Annotated in this window: 15 protein-coding genes; 5 read left to right on the forward strand and 10 right to left on the reverse strand. The window is 71.6% G+C overall.

Annotated elements, in window-relative coordinates:
* Positions 1 to 45 precede the first annotated feature (45 nt).
* The 7 genes from phzG to ACWDAK_RS22500 all read right to left on the reverse strand — a co-directional run bounded on the left by phzG (position 46) and on the right by ACWDAK_RS22500 (position 6,911).
* Complete coding sequence (phzG, locus tag ACWDAK_RS22470) at positions 46 to 693, reverse strand: phenazine biosynthesis FMN-dependent oxidase PhzG (protein WP_344639930.1); 648 nt, start codon at positions 691 to 693, stop codon at positions 46 to 48.
* A 55-nt stretch (positions 694 to 748) separates the two neighbouring features.
* Positions 749 to 1,612 carry a PhzF family phenazine biosynthesis protein gene (locus ACWDAK_RS22475; protein ID WP_344639931.1) on the reverse strand — a complete coding sequence of 288 codons (864 nt, stop codon included), beginning with the start codon at positions 1,610 to 1,612 and terminating at the stop codon, positions 749 to 751.
* The gene (locus ACWDAK_RS22480; RefSeq protein WP_425557820.1) at positions 1,609 to 3,492 is read right to left on the reverse strand and encodes an anthranilate synthase family protein; all 1,884 of its coding nucleotides are present in this window, start codon (positions 3,490 to 3,492) and stop codon (positions 1,609 to 1,611) included. The genes ACWDAK_RS22475 and ACWDAK_RS22480 overlap by 4 nt, the downstream gene beginning before the upstream one ends.
* An 8-nt stretch (positions 3,493 to 3,500) precedes the next feature.
* Entirely contained in the window at positions 3,501 to 4,124 is a 624-nt protein-coding gene (locus ACWDAK_RS22485) for an isochorismatase family protein (protein ID WP_344639933.1), read from the reverse strand.
* Positions 4,125 to 4,172: 48 nt separating this feature from the next.
* The gene (locus tag ACWDAK_RS22490; RefSeq protein ID WP_344639934.1) at positions 4,173 to 5,348 is read right to left on the reverse strand and encodes a 3-deoxy-7-phosphoheptulonate synthase; all 1,176 of its coding nucleotides are present in this window, start codon (positions 5,346 to 5,348) and stop codon (positions 4,173 to 4,175) included.
* Positions 5,349 to 5,414: 66 nt separating this feature from the next.
* Entirely contained in the window at positions 5,415 to 5,903 is a 489-nt protein-coding gene (locus tag ACWDAK_RS22495; RefSeq protein WP_344639935.1) for a PhzA/PhzB family protein, read from the reverse strand.
* A 321-nt stretch (positions 5,904 to 6,224) separates the two neighbouring features.
* On the reverse strand, positions 6,225 to 6,911 hold the full coding sequence (locus ACWDAK_RS22500) for a response regulator transcription factor (RefSeq protein ID WP_344639945.1): 687 nt from the start codon (positions 6,909 to 6,911) through the stop codon (positions 6,225 to 6,227).
* Positions 6,912 to 7,904: 993 nt separating this feature from the next.
* On the opposite strand from ACWDAK_RS22500, the gene ACWDAK_RS22505 reads away from it, so the two are divergent.
* Positions 7,905 to 8,939 (forward strand): ketoacyl-ACP synthase III family protein, encoded by a 1,035-nt coding sequence (locus tag ACWDAK_RS22505; protein ID WP_344639936.1) that lies wholly within the window; start codon positions 7,905 to 7,907, stop codon positions 8,937 to 8,939.
* Positions 8,940 to 8,988: 49 nt separating this feature from the next.
* On the forward strand, positions 8,989 to 9,273 hold the full coding sequence (locus ACWDAK_RS22510; protein ID WP_344639937.1) for a phosphopantetheine-binding protein: 285 nt from the start codon (positions 8,989 to 8,991) through the stop codon (positions 9,271 to 9,273).
* 101 nt (positions 9,274 to 9,374) lie between these two features.
* Here the strand turns inward: ACWDAK_RS22510 and ACWDAK_RS22515 are convergent, their stop codons facing one another.
* From ACWDAK_RS22515 to ACWDAK_RS22525, 3 genes are all read right to left on the reverse strand, one after another.
* On the reverse strand, positions 9,375 to 11,969 hold the full coding sequence (locus tag ACWDAK_RS22515) for a LuxR C-terminal-related transcriptional regulator (RefSeq protein ID WP_427395839.1): 2,595 nt from the start codon (positions 11,967 to 11,969) through the stop codon (positions 9,375 to 9,377).
* Positions 11,970 to 12,020: 51 nt separating this feature from the next.
* Positions 12,021 to 12,893 (reverse strand): class I SAM-dependent methyltransferase, encoded by an 873-nt coding sequence (locus ACWDAK_RS22520; protein ID WP_344639939.1) that lies wholly within the window; start codon positions 12,891 to 12,893, stop codon positions 12,021 to 12,023.
* A gap of 242 nt (positions 12,894 to 13,135) precedes the next feature.
* Positions 13,136 to 13,357, reverse strand: coding sequence for an MbtH family protein (locus ACWDAK_RS22525; RefSeq protein WP_344639940.1), 222 nt, complete (start codon positions 13,355 to 13,357; stop codon positions 13,136 to 13,138).
* Positions 13,358 to 13,811: 454 nt separating this feature from the next.
* Here ACWDAK_RS22525 and ACWDAK_RS22530 point away from each other — a divergent pair, with 454 nt between their 5' ends.
* From ACWDAK_RS22530 to ACWDAK_RS22540, 3 genes are all read left to right on the forward strand, one after another.
* A complete protein-coding gene (locus tag ACWDAK_RS22530; protein ID WP_427395838.1) occupies positions 13,812 to 16,178 on the forward strand; it encodes an AfsR/SARP family transcriptional regulator in 2,367 nt (788 codons plus the stop codon).
* 93 nt (positions 16,179 to 16,271) lie between these two features.
* The gene (locus tag ACWDAK_RS22535; protein WP_344639942.1) at positions 16,272 to 17,654 is read left to right on the forward strand and encodes a M14 family metallopeptidase; all 1,383 of its coding nucleotides are present in this window, start codon (positions 16,272 to 16,274) and stop codon (positions 17,652 to 17,654) included.
* Between the two features lie 160 nt (positions 17,655 to 17,814).
* Positions 17,815 to 19,490 (forward strand): condensation domain-containing protein (locus ACWDAK_RS22540; RefSeq protein ID WP_427395837.1); only part of this gene is annotated, 1,676 nt, incomplete at its 3' end.

Here is a 19,490-nt window from a genome sequence, read left to right on the forward strand (position 1 = left end):
CGCTTCGAAGGTGTGGTCTGGGGGGCGGTGGGTCCGGTGCGGGCCCTACGGCTGGAGGCGGCTGACGTTCCAGCCGTCGCCGTCCCGGTCGTAGCGCAGCCGCTCGTGCAGGCGCTCGGTGCCGTTGGCCCAGAACTCGATCCCCTCGGGCCGCAGTTCGTAGGCGGTGAAGGAGGCCGGGCGGGGCAACGGCTGCCCGCGCTCACCGAGCTCGCGGGCCCGCGCGCGCAGGTCGTCCACCTCGTCCAGGCCGCCCAACGGCTCGCTCTGGCGCGAGGCCGTGGTCATGGCGTGGGTGAAGACCGCGCGAGCGGCCCACAGCGCGTCGGCCTCGCTGTCGGGCAGCCGCACGACCGGGCCGGCCACGGCGATCTGCTGGCTGGTCTCCCGCCAGTACAGCAGTCCGGAGGCCCACGGGTTCTCGGCGATCTCCCGGCCCTTGCGGCTGCCCTCGTGGGTGACGAAGACGAGCCCGGTGTCGGTCACCTTGTTCACCACCACGATCCGCGAGGAACTGCGGCCCTGGGCGTCGGCGGTGGCCAGCGCCAGTGCCTTCGGCTCGCGGACCTCGTGCCGCACCGCCTCGTCGAGCCAGGCCCGGAGCAGCCCGATGGGTTCCGCCGGGGGCGTGTGGAACTGCGGGAAGTCGATCTCGACAGTGCCGGTGAGGGTTTCCGACTTGGTGCTGCTCATGGGGCTACTCCGGTGGCTGGGCGCGAGCTGGGTGCGAGGTGCGGGTGAGGGGCGGTCAGACCCGGATGGTCCCCTCGATGACGAGGACGCCGTCGCCGCCGGCCTCGACCGAGTAGACGGTGTCGCCCTCGCCCTCCGCGACCGCGAACATCGGCGAGGGGCGGCCCATCTCGACGCCCTGGGTGATCTGGATGCGCTGCCCGTACTCGATCAGGCCGCGGCGGGCGAGGTGGATCGCGATCGGACCGGCCACCGAGCCGGTGGCAGCGTCCTCGACCACGCCGTAGGCCGGCGAGAACATCCGGTTGCGCCACGTGGTGCCGGAGCCGGCGAAGCAGTTGGCCGCCATGTCCTCGAACGCGGACAGCGCACGATGGTCGGGGGTGAGCGCCGAGAGCTCCTCGACGCTGCCGAGCGCGACCAGGACGTGCCGCGGGCCGTTGCGGTAGATCTCCACCGGCAGCACGGTGTCGGTGACCCCGAGCGCCGCGAGCAGTTCCTCGCGCCGGTCGAAGGGCTCCCAGACCGGGATCGGCTGCTGCATCCAGGCCGAGGTGACCACACCGTCGGTGCGGACCAGCTCGAACGGGATCAGACCCATCGCGGTCTCCAGCTTGAGCTGGTCCACCGAACCGCGGTTGCCGAGCGCGATGGCGGTGCCGAGCAGCGGGTGGCCGGCGAACGGCAGCTCGTTGACCGGGGTGAAGACCCGGATGTGCGCGTCCCCGCCGTTCTTGGGGCTGAGCACGAAGGTGGACTCCGAGAGGTTCATCTCCCGGGCGATCCGCTGCATCTGATCGCCGGTCAGGTCATCCGCGTCGAAGAACACGGCCACCGGGTTTCCCTTGAGCGGCTCGGTCGCGAAGGCGTCGACGACGACGTAGGGGTGCATGTGCTTCTCCCGCTGTTCTGTGGTCAAAGGCCGAGCGCGTCCCGCACGGCGGTCGCCAGGATGCGCGGACCGTCCTGAGTGAGGACCGACTCGGCGTGGAACTGCATGGAGGCGAAGTGCGGGCCGCGCAGCGCGTACACCTCGCCGGTATCCGGGTTGCGGCTCACCTCGACCACGCCGACACCCTCGACGTCGCGCTTGTCCTCCCGGCTCCGCGCGGCGAAGGTGTTGTAGAAACCGACTCGTTCGCGCGAACCGAACAGGTCGATCGGCTTCTGGACGCCCTGGTTGGGGGCGTCGAGGCGAGCCACCTCGAAGCCGAGCGCCAGGCAGAGCACCTGGTGGCTCAGGCAGACCGCGACGAACGGGCCACCCCGCTCCAGCAGGGTGCGCACCGCCGTGCGCAGGTGGTCCATCTTCGGGTTGTCCGGCTCGCTCGGGTCCCCCGGACCGGGGCCCATCACGACCAGGTCGTAGCCCTCGAAGGAGTACTCGTCGTCGAACCGGTGGACCGTCACCTCCATCCCGGTGGAGGTGAGTTGGTGGTAGATCATGGACGTGAAGGTGTCCTCCGCGTCCACCACCAGGACCTTCCGCCCGACCAGCCGGGGCTGCTCGGTGCCGTGGCCGGCGCCGTCGCGCAGCCAGAAGTCGGCGATGGTGCCGTTGCGCTGCTCCAGGACGGCCCGGACATCGGGGTGGTCGGCGAACCGCACCGGGCCGGCCGACTCCAGGGCGGCCATCACACCGGACGCCTTGGCGCGGGTCTCCGCGGCCTCGGAGGCCGGGTCCGAGTGGCGCACCAGGGTCGCGCCGACGCCGATCTCCACCCGGCCGGCGGCGTCGATGGCCGCGGTGCGGATGAGGATGGCGGAGTCCAGCGCGCGGCCGCCGTTCTCGTCGCGGCCGATCAGCGCGGCCACGCCGCTGTAGTAGCCGCGGCCCTTCGGCTCGTAGCGGCTGATCACCCGACAGGCGCTCTCCAGCGGGGAGCCGGTTACCGTCGGGGCGAACATGGTCTCCCGGAGAATCTCGCCGACCGTGCGGGTGGTGCGGCCCTCGATCAGGTACTCGGTGTGCGCGAGCCGGGCCATCTCCTTGAGGTACGGGCCGACCACGCGGCCGCCGCCCTCGCAGATCCGGGCCATCATCTTGAGTTCCTCGTCGACCACCATGTACAGCTCGTCGGCCTCCTTGCGGTCGGCGAGGAAGTCCATCACGCCGGTCAGGGTGGGGCCGGTGGCCGGATAGCGGTAGGTGCCGCTGATCGGGTTCATCACTGCCGTGCCGTCGTCGACGCTGATGTGCCGCTCGGGCGAGGCGCCGACGAAGGTGCGCTCGCCGGTGTGGATGAGGAACGTCCAGTAGGCGCCCACCTCCCGCGACAGCAGCCGGGAGAACAGTGACAGCGCACTGTGCGGCCCGTAGTCGGTGATGTCGGCGACGAAGGAGCGCTTGATGACGAAGTTGGCGCCCTCACCGGTGCCGATCTCCTGCTCGACGACGGTGCGCACGATCTCCTGGTAGGCCTCGTCGTCCACGTCGAAGTGCCCGCCGCGCAGCGCGGTCGGCACCTGCGGGAACCGGGCCAGCGCGTCCGCCAGGCTCAGCCGCTGCTGGCCGGTGACGGTCAGCGCGATCAGCGGGGCGCCGTCGTCGGGGGCGGTGTAACCGCGCTCGACGATCTGCCGGTACGGGATGACCGCCAGCACCTCGTGGTGCGCGCCGGGCCGGGCCGGCTGGTCCGGCAGCGGCAGGCCGTCGAGCGTCGCGGGCTCGGTGACGTCGCCGACCAGCAGCTCCAGGCTGTCCGCGCCGACCGACTCGGGGCGGTGCAGCAGCGCGTAGGCCTTCGGCGGGTCGGCCAGGATCCGGGCCAGCAGGTCGTCTCCGGCGGGGCCGGTGATGGGCTGGCTCACGCGAAGACCTCCTCGGCGGTCAGGACCATCGCGCAGCGCTCGGCGGCGTAGCTGACGGCCAGGCGGTGGTACTGCTCGTTGAAGTCGGCGACGGCGTCGGCGACCAGGAACGGCTGGATGTCGTTGGTGAAGGCCTCGACCGCGGACATCAGGACACCGACGTGGGCGTAGACGCCGCAGATGATCAGCTGGTCCCGGCCGCTCTCCCGCATCCGCTCCAGCAGCGGGGAGTTGAAGAAGGCGCTGTAGCGCCACTTGGTGAGCTGCCAGTCGCCCTCCGAGGGGGCGAGTTCGTCGACCACCTCGCGGTCGGCAGGGTCCGGGCGCATGCCCGGACCCCAGAAGTCCTTCAGCAGACCGCGCTGTTCCTGGGTCATGCCGCCGGGTTGGGCGGTGTAGGCCACCGGGACACCGAGGGCCGCGCAACGCTTCCGCAGAGCCGCCGCGTTGCTCACCAGCTGCGCCCGGACCGTCTCCGGGAACGGTGCCAGGAAGTACCGCTGCATGTCGTGGACGAGCAGGACCGCGCGGTCCGGGTCAGGTGTCCACCGGGCGGTGTTGGCAGGCAGGTCACCAGGGGACGGCAGGGTGTAGGGCTCGATGGGGGGAATGCCGGGCATGACCTCGTCTTCCAGTTCCTGTCTCGGTGGCTCGTGCGTGCCCAGGGGTCAGCCGTTCCAGGCGGAAACCACCGAGATCGCCTGCTGCGGGTTGAGCCGCGGGTCGCAGTAGGTGGTGTACTTGTCGCCGACCCGGCCCAGGTCCTCCTCGTGCATGACGCACTCGGTGACGTCGTCGGGGGTGGTCTCCAGGTGCAGGCCGCCACAGACGCCGCCGGCCCCCGCCACGGCCTCCTGGAAGCGCAGCACCTCACGGACGACGGTCTCCACCAGCCGAGTCTTGTTGCCCTCGGGGGCGGTGACGGTGTTGCCGTGCATCGGGTCGGTCAGCCAGATCACCGGGTGCCCAGCGGCACGGACGGCGGTGACCAGCCGGGGCAGCCGTTCGGCGATGCGCTCGGCGCCCATCCTGGCGATGAGGGTGAGCCGGCCGGGATCGCGCTCGGGGTCGAGCTTCTCGCACAGGGCCAGCAGTTCCTCCGGCTCCATGGTCGGGCCGACCTTGCAGGCGATCGGATTGCTCACCTCGGCGAGCAACGCCACGTGGGCGCCGTCGAGTTGGCGGGTGCGCTCGCCGATCCACGGCCAGTGGGTGGAACCGAGGAACACCCGGCCGCGCTCGTCGGTGCGCAGCATCGGGATCTCGTAGTCGAGCAGCAGGGCCTCGTGGCTGGTCCACACCTGCTGGCCGACCGGGTCCTGGCCGGCGCCGTGCCGACGCCAGCCGAGGTGTTCCACGATGTCGGCGGCGGCCATGTAGCCGGCCAGGATGCGCAGCGGGTCGGGCCGCCTGGTGTCCGGATTCGGTTCCGGGGCGTTGACCATGTGGCCCCGGAAGGTCGGGATCACCATGTCGCCGACGGTCTCGGTGGAGCTGGAGCGCGGCTTGGCGAACTGACCGGCGATGCGGCCCACCCGGACGACGGGCTTGTGCGCGTTCATTCGCAGGGTGCCGGCCAGCAGGTCGAGCAGCGCGGCCTTGCGCGAGACGTCCATGGCGGTGCACTCGGCCGGGTCCTCCGCGCAGTCACCGGCCTGGACCACCATGGCCTCGCCGGCGGCCACCCGAGCCAGGGCTTCGCGCAGGACTGCCAGGTCGCCCGCCCGGACCAGGGCGGGGCGCGAGAGGAGCGTCTCCCGCACCAGCTCGACCTGCGCGGGGTCGGGCCAGTCGGGCTGGTGCAAGGCTGGTCGGACTCGGATGTCACTCAACACGTTCTCCACGAGCGTCTCCAATGTGGCGCCGGGGGTGCGGTCTGGTGCCAAGGGGAAAGCGGCAAGAAGCCGGGGTCAGGTGGGGATGCCCTCACGCTTGATCTCCGGGACGGGGATGCTGAGCGCTCGCAGCTGCTCGAACGGGTTCATGAACTCCCGCTCGCGCTTGATCTTCCCGTTCTCCATCTCGAAGGAGTGCAGGAAGTGGTTCTGGTAGTGGCCCTCGGGGTAGCCGGGGAAGAGGATCTTGCCGCGACCGTCACACTCCACCCAGAAGTGGTTCGGGTCCTGGGTCTCGAAGACCTGGACGTTGTACCACTCCCAGTCGGGGAAGCACTTGAGCGACCAGACGGCGTGCTCGGCGAGGCGGTCCCGGCCGTTGATGGCGATCGGGGCGCCGGTGTCGGTGGTCCACAGACCGCCGATGCCGTCCTCGGTGAACAGGGTGTGGCGCTGCAGGCGGTCCTGGCCCCTGGTGGCCATGTACTTCTCGACCGTCGCCCGGTTGATCCGGCGCAGCTCGGCCTCGTCGGTGAACCCCTGCGGCTGTGCGGACTCGGACATGGGCGTCTCCAAGGCTGAGTGGTGAATGAGGATCGGACCCAACGTGGTCGGCCGCGCAGAGGGGCGGGCCAGGCGCGCTGGCGCCGGGTCGTGACACCAGTCTCACCGCGCGGGGCGGAGTGGTTCAAGGAACCAAGATTCAGATCGCGGTGAAACTACGTCAGGCTCTGTCAGGCGCTTCAGGAGAACCTGACCAGCGTTAGATGAATGTCAATTCCTCGGCAGATGTTGCACAGATTTCACACCGCGCCTCGCGGCGACAGTCAGCCGCCTCTAACGTTGCGCATCGGGTGCGGCCCGCCCGCTCCGGGCGGGCCGCGCTCAGGAACGGCCGAACTGGAAACCGACACCGCGCACGGTGACGATCCAGTCGCTCGCACCGAGCTTGTTGCGCAGGCTGCTCACGTGGGTGTCGATGGTCCGGCGTGACCAGACGTCCCCCCACACCTGCTGCATCAACTGCTTGCGCGGAACGACGGCATCGGAATTGGAGGCGAGGATGAACAGGAGGTCGAACTCCTTGCGCGTCACCTTGACGGGCCGGCCGTTCAGACTGACCTGACGGGTCGTCGCATCGATGCGAAGGCCGCCGCGCGAGACGACCGAGGGAGGCTCGGCATGGACGGGGTGCATCTGGGCCGGGACTCTCACCCGGCGCATCACCGCCTCCATACGGGCGAGCAACTCACGGAATCCGTAGGGCTTGACGAGATAGTCGTCGGCTCCGGCCTGAAGTCCCAGGACGCGGTCCAATTCGGTGCCGCGGGCGGTCACCGCGATGATCGGGACCGGGCCGGCGGAGCGGACCCGACGACAGACCTCCAGCCCGTCCAGGTCGGGGAGTTCGAGGTCCAGGAGCACTAAGTCGGCGGCTCCGTAAGCGCTGAGAGCGGCGTTGCCGGTGTCGACCCGGGACACCGTGTGGCCGTGTCGGCGCAGCCCGCGAACCAGGAACTCCGCGTCCTCGGTGTCGCTCTCGACCACCAGGACCCGCCACACCGCGGGCATCGACCCGCTGGCCGACCAGGGAGGAGCCGACTCCTCCTCGACGTACCGCGGATCGAAAGCGTCGTATCTTACTGGCGATTGACGAACCGTCGATACAGATTTGATCACTGTTCCCCCAGTTGAACGGCCCACTCAGAACTGAACATCGCCCAGAGCCTGACCAGGGGTACGACAGCCCGGTCAGCGGCCATAGCACATGGCCGCTGACATGCTTGTTAGTGCCCTCCCCGTTGCAGGCGTCTGCAGCATAACAAGCGAGTCATCAGGTTTTTGGTCAACTCCCGTTCGCATAGCGAACCCTGAACGTCGCCGCACGACGCCACACAGACGTCAAATGACGTCGAATCGACCCGAAACAGTTCCGGTCCGGCACACCCCGGATCCACCCCTTCGGGCGCGAGCATCCGCACGGCGCGGGCTTGATCAGGTCGAGCGTGCGGACGGGATGTGGCCGTTGGTGATCGACTGCGGTGACGTGGTCGCACCGGCCGGCGAGGGCGGTGCGGCACAGGCCGGCCATGGGCAGAGCGAGTTGCCGGCGCGGATCTTCGAGGCGTCCTCGCGCGGGGTGACGGCGCGCGGGTGGCGCGGAGGCGTCGAAGGTGACGACCTTGCCGGCCAGGTCCACGGGTTCGAGCAGGGGGGGCGGAACGCGCGGGTGACGGCGGAGATCGGGGAGGGCGGCATGCGGACGCGGCTTCGGTTGCAATCAACAACTCCAAACGCCTTGGCCATCCGAAATCGTGTCTCGCTTCGCCAACGCCGTGAAACCGACAACGCGCCCACTCCATTACAACCGTGACGTCCAGTCACCCCAGAAAGCTCGAGCTCCGAACCCATCCCGATGGGGGGTTTCGGGGTCGCACCGCAATCTGAGTACCGACTACTCAGGCGTCCACCCGAGCCTTCGTGATCGCCTGATACTGGCGGGTGTGTAAACCGAACGTGAGAACGGTCACATCCGGCTACGGCCGGAGCAGAAGGGAAACAACGATGAGGGCAGAGAGCGTCTACCTGTCGGGGATCGGCAGTTACGTGCCGGATCTGGTGACGACCGAGCAGGCCGTCGCGAACGGCTGGTACGACGAGGCGACCCGCCAGGCCTCCGGGCTGGAATCGGTGGCGATCAGCGACACGCTGTCGGCGCCCGAGATGGCGGTCAAGGCAGCCGAGGTCGCGCTGCGCCGGTCCGGCCACGCCCCCGAGGACTTCGGGGCCCTGGTGCACGCCTCCGCCTACCACCAGGGTCCCGACGGCTGGTCGCCGCAGCACTACATCCTGCAGAACACGCTGCGTCAGCCGATCACCGCCATGGAGCTCCGACAGGGCTGCCAGGGCATGCTGACCGGCCTGGCCTTGGCGGCGCACCGGCTCGCCTACGAGCCGGAGAAGTCCGCCGTACTGCTCACCGCCGCGGACAACTACTCCGCCCCGCTGGTGAACCGCTGGACCACCTCGCGGCTGTCGATCTTCGGCGACGGCGCCGCGGCCGTGACGGTGTCGCGCGAGCGCGGCTTCGCCAGGCTGCTGTCGGTCGGCACGCACTCCGCGCCCGGCATGGAGGCGCTGCACCGCGGCAGCGAACCGATCTTCCCGCCGGCGGTGACGGTCGGCCGGGAGATGGACTTCGAGGCGCGGGTCCGGTTCTGGATGGAGGAGTGGGCCGCCGGAAACACCCCGCCGATGGCTCACCCGGGCGAGGTCATGCAGAAGGCCCTCGACATCGCCCTGAAGGACGCCGGCATCACCTTGGACGAGATCACCCGGGTCTGTCACCCGAGCGCCACCCTGGACGCTCTGCGGGACCAGTTCCTCGACCCGCTCGGCCTGGAGCTGGAGCGCGGTATCTGGGACCACACCAAGAAGGTCGGCCACATCGCCGCCGCCGACGTCTTCATCGGCCTGGAGTACGTGTGGCGCAGCGGCCAGGCGGGCCCCGGCGACAAGGTGCTGATCTTCACGGGCAGCCCGGGCTTCGAAGCCGGCTGCGCGATCGTCGAGATCCTCTCCGACCCCGAGGGCGAGTAGAACCCACCCGTTCCCATTCGTTCGTACGCCAGAAAGGGCCGCAACGAGCATGACCGCCCCCGACCCCACCAAGACCGCCCCACTCGTCGGCGAGGAACTGCGGACGCACCTGGCCGAGCTGATCGACGTGCCGGTGGAGGACGTCACCGACGACGCCAACCTCATCAAGCTGGGGCTGGGCTCCCTGCAGATCATGCGCCTGATCACCCGGTTCCGCCGCGCGGGCGCCGACCTGGGCTTCGGTGACCTGGCCGGGATCCCGACCTTCGCGAGCTGGAACGCCCTGGTCGTCAAGGCCCTGGAGGCCACCCCGGCGGAGCCCGCCGTCGGCTGAACGCACAAGGCCGCCGGGTCGCTCAGGGCGACCCGGCGGTCCTCGTCCCGATCCCTCTCCCTGTTGTCCTCCTCGGCCCGTACCGATGTCCGGGCTCCGGCTCAGTGAGTGCGCCCGGGCCGTTTCACCAGGCGGTGGGCGAGCTCGCCCCGGGTGGCCACGCCCAGCTTCGCGTAGGCGCGGTAGAGGTGGTTCTCGACCGTACGCACCGACAGCACCAGTTGCGCGGCGATCTCCTGGTTGGACAGGTGGGAGACCGCCAGGGTCACCACTTCCCTTTCCCGGCTGGTGAGTTCGGTCTGGGCACCGACCTCGCGCCGCCCCTCGTCGACGGCCCAGTCCGGCAGACCGTGGTCGCAGCGGGAGACCAGCTCGCTGCTCCTGACCCGGGACGCGCGGCTCTTGCGGTGCCCTCCCGCCGCCTGGTGTGCCCGGGCTGCCATCGCCGCCGCCTCTGCCGCCAGCGGCAGCAGGCCCAGGCGCTCGAAGCATGCGGCGGTCGCGTCGAGGGCGTCGCCGTCGCCGTCCGCCAGCGCTCGCACGTGCGCGGCCCGGGCAGCCGACAGGCCGGCGGGGGCGGCGCTGCCGGCCGGCGGGTCCGGCGGCAGCAGCGCCGCGGCCTTGGCGGCCGCGCCCGCCCGGGCCGCCAGGTGCAGTGCGGCCAGCGCCTGGGTGCGGCGGCCAGCCGCGCCCGCGCGTTCGGCGACCTTCAGGGCCTGGCGCGCCGCGGCGGTGCGGTCGCCGAGCTGCGCCAGCACCAGGGCGTGCTCCAGCGCCACCTCGTCCGCCGCCACCGGGTACGGCAGCGACTCGACCGCGGCGCGGGCCTCGTCCAGCACCGCCGCCGCCTCCGCGCTCTCGCCCGACTCGGCCAGCGCGCCGGCGAGTTGAGCCAGTCGCTCGGCCCTGGTCGCGAGCCACTCGTCGGGCCCGCGGTACACCGCGGCCTGGCGCAGCAGGTCGACCGCGCGGGCCGTGCGTCCGGCGCCGCGGTGGATCCGGGCTTCCAGCAGCGCGACGTGCATCCGGTGCCGGGGCCCGTCGTCGTCCCCGTCCGGGCAGTCCAGCAGCGCGGTGGCCTCGGCTTCCCCGCGGGTGTGCAGGGCGATTCGCCCGGCCAGCACCAGTCGCTCCAACCGTGCCTCGCTGTCGTCCTCGTGCGCGTCGCGCAGGGCCTCCAACGCGCCCTCGTCGTCCCCCAGCTCGTGCCGGGCAAGGGCGAGCACGGCCAGGCCGGCGGGCGACCCGGCCTCCCGGATCCCGTCCGGTCGGCCAGCCAGCAGCCGCAGCAGCGACCGGGCGTCCGCCACCTCGCCGGCCCCGGCCACCGAGCCCGCAGGGCCCGACTCGGCCTCCGCGACCAACGCTTCGGCCTCCGCCGGCCGGCGCAGCCCGAAGGCGAGGTTGAGCACCCGCAGCCGGAGCAACCCGGCCGGCGCGGCGGTCCCCGCCGTCCGCGCCAGCCGTGCCTCCGCCTCCGCGTGCCGGGCCTGGCCGATCACGGCCTCGGCGAGCAGCAGCTCCCACCGCGGGTCCGCTGCGGCCGCTCCGGCCGCTAGGGCGGCGCGGCACAGCCGTTCGGCCAGCGGGTAGTCCTGGTCGTGCAGCACCCCGAGGGTGGTGGCCCGCAGCCGCGACGGCTCCGGGATCCAGCCGGTGGCGAGTCGCAGCCGGGCGATCCGCACCGCGTCGCCGGCCCGCCGTGCGCCGGTGTCCTCCAGCGCGTCGGCGATCCGCTGCCGGAGTCGACGCGCCGTCAGCTCCGGCAGCGAGGCGGCGACGACGGCCGCGCAGAACGGATACGCCAGGCGCAGCGACAGGCGGAACCCAGACCGCTCGGTGACCACCACGCCCCGACGGTTCAGCGCCTCGGCCGCCTCGCCGAGCCCGGCGACGACCGGCAGCCCGGCCTCCAGGTGTCCGGCGAGGGCCAGCATGCCGACCAGTTCACGCTCGTCCTGGTCCAGCTCCCCGAGCAGCAGTTCGGCCAGGTCGACCAGCCGGCTGTCCGGCGCACCGCTCAGCCCGGGCCACCGCCAGCTGTCCTGCACCTGGCGCAGGCTGCCCTCGGCGAGAGCGTGCTCGGTCAGCTCCCGGAGCACCAGGGCGCTGCCGTGCGTCAGGGTCCACAGCTCCTCGACCGTATCGGCCGCGACCGGCCCGCCGAGCCATGCGGCCAGCACCCTGGCGGTGCCCGACCGGTCCAGCGTGCCGACGGTCAGCCGGCGGATCAGCTTCTTCAAGGAGAGCTGCCGGATCAGGTCCGGCAGCGGGCGATGCGACGGCGTGGCAGCCAGCAGCACGACCTGACCGGCGTTCACCAGCCGGTGGGCCAGTTCGAGCCGGGCGCCGTCGAGCAGGTGGAGGTCGTCGGCCCAGGCGATCACGCGCCGCTTGGCGCCGCTGCGGCACCGGCCCCGCGGGTGCCCGGCCCGGCGCGCCTCCCGGGAGTGACCGGGCAGCGCGGCGAGCGGCGGCTCGGTCAGTTCCTCCAGGCGCACCACCTGGGCGCCGCCCCGCTCGGCCCGGGCCAGCGCAGCACGCAGCAGCGCGCTCTTGCCGACGCCCGCGTCACCGACCAGCAGGACGCCCACCCCGGTGTCCACCGAGCGCTCGATCTCCGCGAGTTCGGCCTCCCTCGCGGCGAACGGCCAGTCGGTCGTCACCGGCCAGTCCGCACCGAGCTCTACCGCCATCTCTCTCCCCCATGTTCACCGGTGCTGACGCGTGCGGCCCCCAGGGCCTGCTCAGGCCTGCGGGGCGCGCGCGCGGATGTACGTGACCGGCACCGGCACGGTGATCACACCGCGGTCGTCCTTCAGGGCGTCCAGCCGGGCCGCCACCTCGTCGGCCAGCCCGCCGTCGCCCAGCTGCTCGATCTTCTCCCACAACCGGCGCATCCCGGTCGTGCGCGTCCACAGCACCCACTGCGCCCCGGACTCGACGACCAGCGGCAACGGCTCCTCGAGGACCTCCACCTCGACGAAGCCGGCCTCGGTCAGCTCCCGCTCGACCGACTCCGCGCTGATCAGCCAGTTGTTGCCGACGCTCGCGAACGGGAAGTCCCGGTCCTCGGCGGCGCGGGCCGGCCGCATGTACGGCATCAGCAGGTCGTCCACGACCTCCGGCATCAGACCCCAACGCCCGCCCTCGGTCGGGAAGAACGAGGGCGTGCTGATCGCAAAACGGCCACCGGCCCGCAGCAGCGGAAGGTAGGGCTTCAGCTCGGCGGCACCCTTGGTCCAGATGAACAGGCTGAGGCTGGCGATCACGGCGTCGAACCGGCCGGCCGGGAACTCCGGCGCCTGACCGTTCATCACCGTGGTGCTCACCTGCGACAGGCCGCGCTCGTCGGCCCCCTCGGCCGCGAACCTGACCATCTCCTCCGAGATGTCGATGCCGACCGCCTCGCCGCCGGCACCCACGGTCACCGCCGCCGGGTAGAGGGCAGCCCCGCGGCCGCAGCCGACGTCCAGCACGGATTCCCCGGCGGACAATCCGGCGAATTCGACCAGCCGACGGCCGACCGGTACAAAGAATTCGACGCCGGTCTGGTCGTAAACTCCTGCGGTCCGATTGAAGAGGCGGTGCATCTCTTCGCTGGTTTCGGTCTTTTCCATTCCGACGGCTCCTTGCTGAAGAGGAGTGGACCGGGCGAGAATCCACAGAAGTGAGCCCATGCCAACACGGCTTCCGCCGGGGTGTCCAATAGGAAGATCTTCTTCCGGCCAGTAATGATCGTTATGCGCCGTAGCGGGTGCGGCGGGCGTACCGTGCGGCGGCCCGGCCGCCACACCCCCGGGGCGGCTCAGCCCGGGTGCGCCGGGAGGCCCCTCCCGGAATCAGCTCGGTGGATCCGGGCTCAGGCGCTCGCCGAGTCCATCGCCTCGACCAGGCTCTTGGGCCGCATGTCGGTCCAGTTCGCCTCGATGTAGTCCAGGCAGGCCTGGCGGGTGTCCTCACCGTGGACCTTCGCCCAGCCAGCGGGCACCTCGATGGACACCGGCCAGAGCGAGTGCTGGCCCTCGTCGTTGACCAGCACCAGGTAGGTGCCGCGCTCGTCCTCGAAGGGGTTGGTCGCCATTGTGTCTCTCCTCGGTGTGAGCCGGTTCGCTGTGGCCCGGTTCGCTGTGACGGGCACGGCGGGGCGCCGCGCCGACGCCCGGGAAACCACGCGGGGAAGGCGATGAATTGGATGCCGGCGAAACCCGGTCCCGGTTTGTGCCGGGAAATCCGTGTCGCACGTGACCTCGCCGGCCGTGTCACCCCGTGGGCCGGTCCGAAGTCATCCGTTCCGTCAAAGGCTAAACAGCACCAGAAACGGCGTCAACCGGCGTCCCGTGCGTCATGATCCCGGGTCAACTCCGGCTGGAGCAAGCCACTGTGGGTGGCATCACGAACCGGGAAGGAAGTCTGCCCCGCCCCCGCCGTCCGCCGCAGGCGATCCGCCCCCTTGATCGTCCTTGTTAGCATCGGCCCGGGGGCACGAGGTGGCGAGACGGGTCGGGGGGCCTACCGATGCACACATCGAGGCGCGGATGAGCGGGTCGGCACCGGGGACGGGCGTTCCGGAGGGCCGGCCGGAGGCGGGGCGGGTCACGGGCCACGTCCTCGGCCCCGTCGAACTCGCCGGGCCCAAGGGCGTCCTCCGTCCCAGCGCGGGCAAACAGCGGGTCCTGCTCGGCGGTCTGCTGCTGCACGCGGGGCGGGTCGTGTCCACCGACGAGCTCATCGAGTGGCTCTGGGCGCAAACCCCGCCCCCGACCGCCAAGGAGACGCTGTACGTCTACCTCATGCGCCTGCGCAAGCTGATGCAGGACCAGGTCGGCGGCGCGGCCCGGCTGCGGACCGTTCCCGGCGGGTTCCGGCTCGACCTCCCGCCCGGCGCCCTCGACCTCTCCGCGTACCGCACCGCCGTCGCCGAGGCCCGCCGGTCCGAGGAGGACGGCGACACCACGGCCGCCGTAGACCGGTTCCGGGCCGCCGAGGAGTTGTGGCGCGGACCCGCGCTGGCCGACGTCCCGTCCGACCGGCTCCAGCGCGACGAGGTCGTCCTGCTCACCGAGGAGAAGAACCGGGCCGTCGAGGACCGCATCGAACTGGAGCTGCACCTCGGCCGGCACACCGCCCTGCTCGGCGAGCTGCGCGCGCTCACCGCCCGGTACCCCCTGCGCGAACGGCTCTGGGTCCTGCTGATGCGCGCGCTTCACCAGGACGGTCGCCGGGCCGAGGCGCTGGACTGCTACCTGCAGGTGCGCACCCTGCTGCTAGACACCTACGGCCTGGAACCCGGCGAGGAACTGCGCGGTATGCAGCGGCACATCCTGCGCGGGGGCGTACCCGGGCCCGCCGGTCCGGGCGCCGCACTCGATCCTGCCTGGCAGATCCAGTGCCAACTCCCGTCTCCCCCACCGGTGTTCGTCGGGCGCTCGGACGAGACCGGCGCCCTGGCCGCGGCCCTCACCCCCACGGAGACCCCCGGCGTCCCGGTCGCGCTGGTCTCCGGACCACCCGGGATCGGCAAGAGCGCGCTGGCCGTGCGGGTCGCCCACCAGCTGCGGGACCACTTCCCCGACGGTCAGTGGTACGTGCAGTTGGACGACCTCGCACCCGGCGAGCACATCGGCGACTTGCTCCGGCTCTCCGGCGCCGCCCCCGAGTCCATCCCCGCCTCCCTGCCCGCCAGGGCGGCCGCACTGCGTGCCCGGCTCGCCGGCCGTCGAGTGCTGCTGCTGCTCGAGGACGCCACCCAGCTCGACCAGATCCGGCCACTGCTGCCGAGCACGCCCGGCTGCGCCTTCCTGGTCACCTGCCGCCGGGTGATCGCCGGACTCCCGGGCGCCGAACAGGTCCGCCTGGACGTGCTCGACGCCCCCGACGCCGAGCGGATGTTCGCCGCAGTGGCCGGCCGCCGCGCCGCCGAGGACCGCGAGTCCGCGCGGCGGATCGTCGAACTGTGCGGCGGGCTCCCGCTCGCCCTCAGCATCGCCGGTGCCCGCCTGGTGGCCCGACCGGACACCACGCTCGCCGCCTTCGCCCACCGGCTGGCCCGACGGAAGTGGCGGCTCGACGCGCTGGAGGTCGACTCGCTGCGCCTGCGCGCCGCCGTCCGGGCCGCGTACGTACGGCTCACTCCCGCCGCCCAAAACGCCTTCCGGCTGATCGGCCTGCTACCGAGCAACGTCATCCCGTCCTGGGTGCTGTCCGCACTGATCGGGCCGCCGGACGACGAGGGCGTGGCCGAACAGCTGCTCCGTGCGAGCCTGCTGAACGCAGAACCGGACCCTCGGACCGGTGAGAGCCGGTACCGCGTACACGAGTTGCTCCTCGCCTACGCCGAGGAGCTGGCCACCGCCGAGCCCGCTGCGCAATCCGTGGAGGCGCTTCGCCGACTGCTCGGCGCCTTCCTCCAGATCGCCGAGGCCCGCCACCCCGATCTCCGCCCACGGCTGCCACTCCCCCCGGACGACGCACCGGCCGACCAGGTGCTCCCGCAGGACCGGGCCCGCAGACTGGCTGACCCTCGCGCCTGGGGCCCCGCCGAACGGGAGCTCGCCGGCCACGTGATCGAGCGCGCCCACCGCCTCGGCCGCCCGAGGCAGGCGGCCCGGCTCTGCCACCTGCTGCACCTCACCCCGCCCTGCTTCAACGACGGCTCGGATGCGGCACGTCGTGACGAAGACGGCGCGGCGGACGACAGAGCTCCGCACCCGAAACGGCCCGGTGAACCGCGTGCGACGGGCTGGTTGCTGATGCGCGCCGCCCGCGCCCAGTTGGAGCGCGGCGCGGTGGCCGCGGCCGCCAGGTCCGCTCGCCATGCCTGGAAGGTCTTCACCGAGGAGGGCGAACTGCGCGGCAGCGCGGCAGCCGCCAGACTCCTTCGCCAAATACATATGACCCTATGACATTTCTGTCTATTCCAAAGGTGATTTGGCATCCCGTAATCCGGGCATAATGGACTGAGAAGTCCCGGGCCCGGCGCGGACAAGGATGGCGACATGGGTGGAACGCTCGGACCACTCGCGCACCTGGTCCGCCAGGTCCGCGCCTTCGACCACTTCCCCACCGTGGACGACGCGTTACGGGTCATCCGGGCCGAGGCGCAGGCGGTCCCCGACAGCACCGTCCGGCGACTCGGCGTCTCCCGCGCAGGAGAGCCCCTCGACCTGATCTCCCTCGGCACCGGCCCCCGCGGCATCCTCGTACTGGCCGGCCCGCACCCGAACGAGCCGGTGGGCCTGCTGACGGCCTGGGAGCTGGTTCGCCTGGTCGGCGCCGCGATCCGCGCCGGCGACCCGGCGGTCGCCCCGTTCACCTGGCACGTCCTACCGTGCTGGGACCTCGACGGTGCCCGGCTCAACGAGGCCTGGTACACCGGCCAGTTGGACGTCACCTCCTATCACCGGCACTTCTACCGTCCCGGGCTCGCCGCCCAACCCGAGTGGACCTTCCCGCTCGACCTCCCCGGCGCCCGCTTCGATCGGCCCCTGCCGGAGACGGTGGCGGTCATGGCCGCGATCGACGTCCTGCGGCCGCAGGTGATGTGCTCCCTGCACAACAGCGACCTCGGCGGCGCCTTCTACATCATCGACCGCAACGACACCCGGGTCGTCCCCGAACTGGCCCGGATCCCGGCCGCCCACGGCCTTCCGGTCGAGACCGTCTCGATGGACACCATCGGCTGGGACTCCCCCGCCGCCGGTGTCCACGTCCTCCCCGGCAGTGCCACGCTGCACGCCGGCGCCGGGCCCGACCGACCGCCCGAGCACGGGCTCTGCAGCCTCCACTACGCCGCCCAGCGCCACGGCACCTGGGGGGTCATCGCCGAGGTCCCGCAGTGGCACGTCCAGCGGCCTCCCGCACCGGTCACCACCGAGGCGTGGACGGCGGCGATCGGCCGGGAGGCCGCGCGTCTGCTCGACGTCCTCGCCCCGGTCGAGGTGGCCCTCGACGCCGCCGACCGCGCCACCCCGGACAGCCCCTTCGTCCCGGCCGTGCGCGACACCGTCCGGCTGGCCCGGCTGTCCGCCGCGGTCTGGACCGCCAAAGTGGGTCTCGCCCGCCCGACGGACCCGGTCCTGGCCGAGGCACTGTGGAGCGCCGTCCACGACGGGGCCCGGCTGTTGCCACTGCGGGCCTTGGGCATGTGGCAGCGGGCGTTCCCAGAGCCGTCGGCGTGCGGGGACACGGGTGACAGCGGTCGCGACGACATCCTCGGCCGGTCCGCCGAGCACGCCCACCTGTCGCTCGGCCCGCTGTGCGAGGCCTTCGCGGCCGAGACCAAGCTCGCGCCGTACCCCATCGGCACGCTGGTCGCCGCCCAGCTTGACGCAGTGCTCACCAGCGCGAGCGGCTGCACCAGCAACCTGACCCACGCCTGACGTATTTGACGTTCCCCTGACATCGCGTCCGGCCCAATGCTGGGACCGGCGCTAGGTCACCCCACCTAGCCTTGATTCACAAGTCTGCCGTTTGCCGTGCCCGCGTTGCGTTCGTGTGCGGTGGCACGCTCATTTGATCAAGGCTTCACGGGGGTTTCGCATGAAGGTCACACAATTCTTTTCGGGTGCCATCGCCGGGGAAAATGCGGGATTCATCGAAATATGCGGGGAAGTCCGGACCGACCTGCTCGACGCGGCCTTCCGGCAGGCCTGGGGCGAGTTCACGGACAGCTGCGATCTCCCGTTCGGCGTCGAGCTGACCGAAGCCGGTACGGACCGGACGGTCCGGCGACTGCGGATGACCGGGCTCTCGGCGCACGAACACACCCGCTGGCTGATCGCCCAGCGTGCGGTGGACCTCTACGCCGCGGCGTCGGCGGATCGGGAGGGCACCGCGCCCACCGCCGTCTTCACGCTGCGGCCCGCGGAGGACGCACCGGGTACGAGCATTACGGATTTCGGCACCCGCTCCGACGGCAAGACCGGCACGGCTGATGGGGCCGACCCTGCGCTGACCCGGCGCATGACGCCGGCGGCCGTCGTCGCGGCGTACCTGCACGAGGTTGCCGGCGCGACCGAGGTCGTCTGCGAGGTGAGGGCGACGGCCACCGGGGCGCCGGAGCCGGTGTCGGCGTCGGTGTCGGTGTCGGTGTCGGTGAGCATCCCGGTCGACTCCGCCGACGGGCTCGTCGGACTGTCCCGGCGGATCGCGAACGCCTGCCGCGTGGCGGCCGACGCCCACGGGCTGGGCCCGGTGGAGAGGCTTGCGGTCGGCATCCGGCCGGCTGGCGGGCCGGATGCCCCGGGCCTGCCGGGTCTCGCGGACCTGCTGCGCTTCGTCGAGGGCACGACGGGAATGTCCGACGGCCAGCTTGACGAGCAACTCTCCTTCTGGATCAAGGAGTTGGACGGCCTCCCCGAGCAGCTCTCGCTGCCCTTCGACCGGTCGCGCCCCAACGCGCCCTCGGGGCGGACCGACACCGTCGACGCCCGCGTCGCGCCCGAGCTGCACGACCGACTCGCTGACCTGGGCCGAGCCGCAGACGCAAGCACCTTCATGGTCCTGCAGGCGGCGATCGCCATCCTGCTCACACGCCTCGGCGCGGGCACGGACATCCCCCTCGGCGCCGCCGCCCCAGCGCGGTCCGGTCTCCTTGCCAACACCCTCGTGCTGAGGACGGACACGTCCGGCGATCCGTCGTTCCGCGAGTTGGTCGAGCGGGTGCGGGTGCTCGACCTGACCGCGTTCGCCCATCAGGACGTCCCGTTCAACCGCGTGGTCGAGGCACTCGACCCGGAGCGCGCGGGAGCGGTGCATCCGCTGTTCCAGGTGTTGCTGACGGATCGACGGAAGATCTGGCAGCACCGGATCGGGGTGACAGCAGCCGACCTGGCCTTCACGGTGTCCGGGACGGAGGAGTCAACGGGCGGGCTGGACGTCGATCTGGAGTTCAGCACGGATCTGTTCGAGCGGTCGACGGTGGAAGGGCTGGCCGGTCGCCTGGTGCGCCTGCTCGAAGCAGCGACCACCGAACCCGACCTGCCCATCAGCAAGCTGGAAATCCTCAGCCCCGAGGAACGCGAGCTGGTCATCGAGCGGTGGAACGACACCACCCGCGATCTACCAGCCGCAACACTGCCCGAACTGTTCGCCGCCCGCGTCGCCGCCGACCCGGACGCGCCCGCACTCACCCACCCAGGCGGAACCCTCACCGCCCGCGAACTCGACGAGCACGCCAACCGCCTCGCCCACCACCTCATCCACACCGGCATCAC

The organism is Kitasatospora sp. NPDC001175 (assembly GCF_053598215.1).

What these genes read in the sequence shown, in the direction of transcription:
- ACWDAK_RS22515 (WP_427395839.1), bottom strand. Translation starts at nt 11,969, where the DNA reads ATGGCGGTAGAGCTCGGTGCGGACTGGCCGGTGACGACCGACTGGCCG.
- ACWDAK_RS22525 (WP_344639940.1), bottom strand. Translation starts at nt 13,357, where the DNA reads ATGGCGACCAACCCCTTCGAGGACGAGCGCGGCACCTACCTGGTGCTG.
- ACWDAK_RS22520 (WP_344639939.1), bottom strand. Translation starts at nt 12,893, where the DNA reads ATGGAAAAGACCGAAACCAGCGAAGAGATGCACCGCCTCTTCAATCGG.
- ACWDAK_RS22510 (WP_344639937.1), top strand. Translation starts at nt 8,989, where the DNA reads ATGACCGCCCCCGACCCCACCAAGACCGCCCCACTCGTCGGCGAGGAA.
- phzG (WP_344639930.1), bottom strand. Translation starts at nt 693, where the DNA reads ATGAGCAGCACCAAGTCGGAAACCCTCACCGGCACTGTCGAGATCGAC.
- ACWDAK_RS22500 (WP_344639945.1), bottom strand. Translation starts at nt 6,911, where the DNA reads ATGCCCGCGGTGTGGCGGGTCCTGGTGGTCGAGAGCGACACCGAGGAC.
- ACWDAK_RS22535 (WP_344639942.1), top strand. Translation starts at nt 16,272, where the DNA reads ATGGGTGGAACGCTCGGACCACTCGCGCACCTGGTCCGCCAGGTCCGC.
- ACWDAK_RS22495 (WP_344639935.1), bottom strand. Translation starts at nt 5,903, where the DNA reads ATGTCCGAGTCCGCACAGCCGCAGGGGTTCACCGACGAGGCCGAGCTG.
- ACWDAK_RS22530 (WP_427395838.1), top strand. Translation starts at nt 13,812, where the DNA reads ATGAGCGGGTCGGCACCGGGGACGGGCGTTCCGGAGGGCCGGCCGGAG.
- ACWDAK_RS22485 (WP_344639933.1), bottom strand. Translation starts at nt 4,124, where the DNA reads ATGCCCGGCATTCCCCCCATCGAGCCCTACACCCTGCCGTCCCCTGGT.
- ACWDAK_RS22505 (WP_344639936.1), top strand. Translation starts at nt 7,905, where the DNA reads ATGAGGGCAGAGAGCGTCTACCTGTCGGGGATCGGCAGTTACGTGCCG.